This is a genomic window from Dietzia cinnamea NBRC 102147 (genome assembly GCF_001571065.1).
In the GTDB taxonomy this organism is placed as follows: domain Bacteria; phylum Actinomycetota; class Actinomycetes; order Mycobacteriales; family Mycobacteriaceae; genus Dietzia; species Dietzia cinnamea.
Window position 1 is genome coordinate 1 of the sequence record NZ_BCSW01000102.1, and the last position, 4046, is coordinate 4046.

Here is a 4046-nt window from a genome sequence, read left to right on the forward strand (position 1 = left end):
CCCGGCCACCGGTGCCCCGGTGCGTGCGGGCAAGCGGCAGGTGCGCCGATTCGAGCACGCAGCGCCAGGCGATCTGGTGCACGTGGACATCAAGAAGCTCGGCCGCATCCCTGACGGAGGCGGGCACAAAGTCCACGGCCGCGCCAAGGGCAAGCGCAACAGCAGGCGCGGGATGGGCTACTGGTACATCCACAATGCCGTCGACGACCACTCACGCCTGGCCTACACCGAGCTGTTGGAAGACGAGCGCAAAGAGACCGCCGCCGGATTCTGGAAGCGGGCCCACGCCTACTTCGCCGACGCCGGGATCACCGTGCGCCGGGTCCTGACCGACAACGGCTCCTGCTACCGCTCCCACGCCTTCGCCGACGCCCTCGGTCCGGAGATCAAGCACAAGCGAACCCGCCCGTACCGGCCGCAGACCAATGGCAAGGTCGAGCGCTACAACCGCACGATGCTCGAGGAATGGGCCTACGCCGCCGCGTACGTCAGCGAATCCGACCGCGCGGCTCGCCTACCGGCGTTCCTGCATCACTACAATTTCCACCGCGGCCACACCGCACTACGAGGCGCCTCACCCGCAGACCGGGTACACAACCTGCGTGGGCAGTACACCTAGCCGGCGGTGACGCCGAGTCCGGCGGCGCTGCCGCCGAGGACGCTGGCGATGGCAATGAGTGCGGAAGTCATCGGTGTGTTTACTTTCTGGGTTGGGTCAGGATCCGAAGCGCATCCCGAACAGCTCAAAGAGCACCTTGACCGGCTCGATGACTGGAGGCGCGGCGGCGGGAAGCAGTGGAAGACTGATCATGTGAAGCAGAATCACATGGCGTTTCCGCGCTGTGGGATGCCACCTGTTGTGACATGCGTCACCGACGGTGGCGGTGGACGCTAACGGTACGACCTCCGCGATAGCGGGGTTTTCCGTCGGAACCGTGGCGGTAGCGGCGGGGATTGCGGGCCAGTCGGCGCAGGTCACTCAGCAGTTCCGCGGCTCGGTCCTCGCCTAGCTCGGTGATGGCGATCCGGTAGGCGCCGCGGGCGCCCCAGTCGAGCTCGCCGAGGCCGGCGACAACGCGGTGCCAGCGCAGCAGCTCGAGGAAGTGCGCCTCACCTGCCTGGTCGGCCGCGTGTCTGATTCGGTCCACCAGCTCGTCCACGCCGGCACCGTAACCGAGGCGTCCGACACCGACGGTCAGTGCAGGTCGCGGGCGGCGATCAGACCTGCGACGAACGCGGCTGCTTTGTCGGCCTCGGCGTCGGTGAGGTCGTACTCCTGGCCACCAATCACCGTGCGAGCCGCGCCAAGTGGCTCGAGTCCGAACATGAGGCGGGTGGACGCCGACAGCGCCGCCCGGTCAGCGATGTCACCGACGGTGCAGTCCAGGGCGTCCGCGATTGCTGCGAGCTGGTCTTTGCTGATGGCGCTGGGCATCGCGGCCGGCCCGTGGGCGGTGGGCTTGGATTGTCCGCGCTCCCAGGCGCTAATCCAGGGGGATTTCACGCCAACGGCGACGGCGAGCTTGAGCTGGGACAGTCCGCGCTCGAGGCGGACGGCGCGGATGGCGCGGCCGAGTGAGCGGGCCTCGTCGGGTGTCATTGCCCCTCCCCCGCTGTGTCGGGTCGGATCTCGGCGACGACCGACCAGTGCCCGCACTCGTGGGCGGTCGACACCACGGACGCCTCAACCCCGCCGAGGGCGCGCCTGCGGCGGTCGAGGTCGATGTGGGCGTGCAGCTCGCTCGGCCCGGTCCCGATCAAGTACATGTCGTCATCGTGCCCGGTGCTACGGCTGTACGGGTGTCGCCCCTGCCAGGGGCGCCTGGGGCGGCGCGTCGAGGGTCAGCAGCCATGAGGTCGCAGCCTCGATCGCCTCGGCAGCGACGGCCGCACCGATGGCGTCCCGGTCGACGGGCTGGCCGGTCGACCGCTCGTGCTTGCACAGGTAAAGGTCGACGGCGTCGGAGACGGTGCCCGGGTCGATCGTGGCTCCAAGTGCTGCCAGGGCGTCGTGCGCCTGGTGCTCGAGCTGGGCCTGTGAGTGCATCTGATCATCCCTTCTGGGTGGTGTCGGTCGCCGACGGTTACTGGGCGGCGGTCGGGCCTGCGGTGAGCGAGGCGCGGCGCTCGGTCTCGGTGCGCATGGCGCGGCCTTCGGCGAGGAGAATCTCGAACAACTCGGCGGTGGGGGCCTCGGCGCTGGCGCGGGTCAGGGTGTGGGCGGTGGCGGCGAAGGCCCGGCGGTAGGCGGCGTCGAGGACGTCGGCGGCGAGGGTGGTCAGCCCGACGGCGGGGGTCCCGAGGAGGGTGACGGTTTGGAGGGCGTCGGCCAGGAGTCGGCCGTGGTGGCCGGCCATGCGTCCGGCGCTGGTCAGGGCGGCCAGGACGCGGGTCGGGTGGTGGGGCTCGTCTGCGGTGACGAGGTCCGCGATGACGGCGTACAGCTCGCCGTAGCGGGGGGTGAGGAAGTCGTCGGCGGTGAGGTGGCCGGTGATGTGGCGGGCCTCGGTGGTGTCGGTGGTGTGCAGCAGGGCGCAGAGCAGGGCGGCTTCGGGGTCGAGTTCGGGGACGGTGGGGGCGTCGTCGGTGGCGGCGAGGTCGTCGACGTCGACCGGGTCGGCGGTGGCCTGCGGGTCCTCGGTCATGGTGTGCATTGTGATGTCCCCTCCCCTGCTGGTGGGTGGCTTAGGCGGCGTGGGCCGCGAGGTTTTTGATGCGGTCGGGGCGGAAGCCGGCCCAGTGGTCGGTGTCGGTGACGACGACGGGGGCCTGGAGGTGGCCGAGGGCCATGACGTAGTCGCGGGCGGCGGCGTCGGCGGTGATGTCGACGAGTTCATAACTGATGCCGGCCTTGTCGAGGGCCTTGATGGTGGCGCCGCACTGCACGCACTGCGGCTTGGTGTAGACCGTGATGCTCATCGGGAGATCCCTTTCGGGTGGTGCCCGTCTGCCTCTCGGCGATGGGCGGCGGCTCGTCAGTAGTCGAACTCGTCGAGATCGACGACGGGGGAGGTCGAGTGGGTCGCGATGATCGCCTCGGTCATGCCCGGGGTTGAGGCGATGGTCGCGCGGATGATGTCGTCGACGGTGACACCCTCGGCGAGGGCCTTCTCGGCGGGCAGGCCCTGGGTGCGGGGGTCGCTGATGAGGTAGCGGAACGTCATCGCGGTGATGTAGGCGATGCTGTAGATGTCCTCTCCCCTGCCCGGATGCAGCCGCTCGTCGACGAGCTTCGCTGCCAGCATGGCGACCTCTGCGATGTGGTCGCCGTTGTAGAGGCGGGAATCCTCTACTTCGTAGTTCTGATCGTCCATTGCTCTTCCTTCCCCTCCGGCTCTTGCTTACTTCTATCACACACGCATGATGCGAGGATGCAAGTAGTTCCGGGGCTTTTTGCGGTTCTCACCTGCGGTTTTACCGTCTGCCTCTCGGCGATGGGCGGTTGTGGACTAGCCCTGGCTGGGGATGGGGGCGAGTCGGTCTCCGGTGACGAGCAGGTCGCCGTTGTAGTCGTCCCGGTGTTGGGGGATGTTGTGGGCGAGGTAGAGGCCGTGGGTTCGCATGGCGACTCGGCTGATCTGGGGGTAGAGGAATCTCTTGTGGCCGTTGAGTAGGGCGGCGGCGTCGTGGCGTTCGACCTCGTGGGTGATGTGAAGTGCCGGCCGCACCTGGGTGACGAGCTCGCGGTTGTCGAGCAGGTGGGTGGCGTTGGCTGCGGTGGGCTCGTAGTAGCCGGTGCGGGTCTTCTTCGGGCTGGCGTTCATGGTGTTCTCCTGGCTGGTGAGGGGCCGTGTGCCCGTGGGCCGCCCCCGCCGGGTGGCGGGGGCGGTGGGAATCAGGCGGCGGTGACGATCTCGGCTCGGCCGTAGTGGTCGTCGCCGCAGACGGTGCAGCGGTAGACGCCGTGGTTCTCGCTGCCGGTGTGGGTGACCATGCCGAGCGCTTCGGCGGTGGCGACTGCGGAGTGGTTGTCCTCGATCGCGGTCCAGTCGTCGTTGACCAGGCCGACGAGGCAGGTAGTGCAGACCAGGTGGTCCATGTTGGCT

The 4046-nt window shown here is 68.7% G+C and carries 10 protein-coding genes; 1 reads left to right on the plus strand and 9 read right to left on the minus strand.

Annotation, left to right across the window (positions count from 1 at the left end; all coding sequences use genetic code 11):
• A partial coding sequence (locus DCI01S_RS16060) for an IS481 family transposase (RefSeq protein WP_061230149.1) occupies window positions 1-619 on the plus strand: 619 nt, incomplete at its 5' end.
• 250 nt (window positions 620-869) lie between these two features.
• On the opposite strand, the gene DCI01S_RS16065 is transcribed toward DCI01S_RS16060, so the two are convergent.
• From DCI01S_RS16065 to DCI01S_RS17660, 9 genes are all read right to left on the minus strand, one after another.
• A complete protein-coding gene (locus DCI01S_RS16065) occupies window positions 870-1160 on the minus strand; it encodes a hypothetical protein (protein WP_061230150.1) in 291 nt (96 codons plus the stop codon).
• A 35-nt stretch (window positions 1161-1195) separates the two neighbouring features.
• Complete coding sequence (locus DCI01S_RS16070; protein ID WP_061230151.1) at window positions 1196-1600, minus strand: helix-turn-helix domain-containing protein; 405 nt, start codon at window positions 1598-1600, stop codon at window positions 1196-1198.
• Entirely contained in the window at window positions 1597-1767 is a 171-nt protein-coding gene (locus DCI01S_RS17430; RefSeq protein ID WP_156482654.1) for a hypothetical protein, read from the minus strand. Before DCI01S_RS17430 ends, DCI01S_RS16070 begins: the two co-directional genes overlap by 4 nt.
• 19 nt (window positions 1768-1786) lie before the next feature.
• Window positions 1787-2047 (minus strand): hypothetical protein, encoded by a 261-nt coding sequence (locus DCI01S_RS16075; RefSeq protein ID WP_061230152.1) that lies wholly within the window; start codon window positions 2045-2047, stop codon window positions 1787-1789.
• 37 nt (window positions 2048-2084) lie between these two features.
• Window positions 2085-2645 (minus strand): DnaB-like helicase N-terminal domain-containing protein, encoded by a 561-nt coding sequence (locus DCI01S_RS16080; protein WP_167349579.1) that lies wholly within the window; start codon window positions 2643-2645, stop codon window positions 2085-2087.
• A 40-nt stretch (window positions 2646-2685) separates the two neighbouring features.
• Window positions 2686-2919 carry a glutaredoxin-like protein NrdH gene (gene nrdH / locus DCI01S_RS16085; RefSeq protein ID WP_061230154.1) on the minus strand — a complete coding sequence of 78 codons (234 nt, stop codon included), beginning with the start codon at window positions 2917-2919 and terminating at the stop codon, window positions 2686-2688.
• Window positions 2920-2975: 56 nt separating this feature from the next.
• Window positions 2976-3314: a hypothetical protein gene (locus tag DCI01S_RS16090; protein WP_061230155.1), complete on the minus strand. Its 339-nt coding sequence runs from the start codon at window positions 3312-3314 to the stop codon at window positions 2976-2978.
• Between the two features lie 135 nt (window positions 3315-3449).
• On the minus strand, window positions 3450-3764 hold the full coding sequence (locus DCI01S_RS16095; RefSeq protein ID WP_061230156.1) for a hypothetical protein: 315 nt from the start codon (window positions 3762-3764) through the stop codon (window positions 3450-3452).
• A 71-nt stretch (window positions 3765-3835) separates the two neighbouring features.
• Window positions 3836-4046, minus strand: a 211-nt coding sequence (locus DCI01S_RS17660; protein ID WP_167349580.1) for a hypothetical protein, incomplete at its 5' end; no start/stop codon positions are given.

What these genes read in the sequence shown, in the direction of transcription:
- DCI01S_RS17430 (WP_156482654.1), bottom strand. Translation starts at nt 1,767, where the DNA reads ATGTACTTGATCGGGACCGGGCCGAGCGAGCTGCACGCCCACATCGAC.
- nrdH (WP_061230154.1), bottom strand. Translation starts at nt 2,919, where the DNA reads ATGAGCATCACGGTCTACACCAAGCCGCAGTGCGTGCAGTGCGGCGCC.
- DCI01S_RS16080 (WP_167349579.1), bottom strand. Translation starts at nt 2,645, where the DNA reads ATGACCGAGGACCCGCAGGCCACCGCCGACCCGGTCGACGTCGACGAC.
- DCI01S_RS16075 (WP_061230152.1), bottom strand. Translation starts at nt 2,047, where the DNA reads ATGCACTCACAGGCCCAGCTCGAGCACCAGGCGCACGACGCCCTGGCA.
- DCI01S_RS16090 (WP_061230155.1), bottom strand. Translation starts at nt 3,314, where the DNA reads ATGGACGATCAGAACTACGAAGTAGAGGATTCCCGCCTCTACAACGGC.
- DCI01S_RS16070 (WP_061230151.1), bottom strand. Translation starts at nt 1,600, where the DNA reads ATGACACCCGACGAGGCCCGCTCACTCGGCCGCGCCATCCGCGCCGTC.
- DCI01S_RS16095 (WP_061230156.1), bottom strand. Translation starts at nt 3,764, where the DNA reads ATGAACGCCAGCCCGAAGAAGACCCGCACCGGCTACTACGAGCCCACC.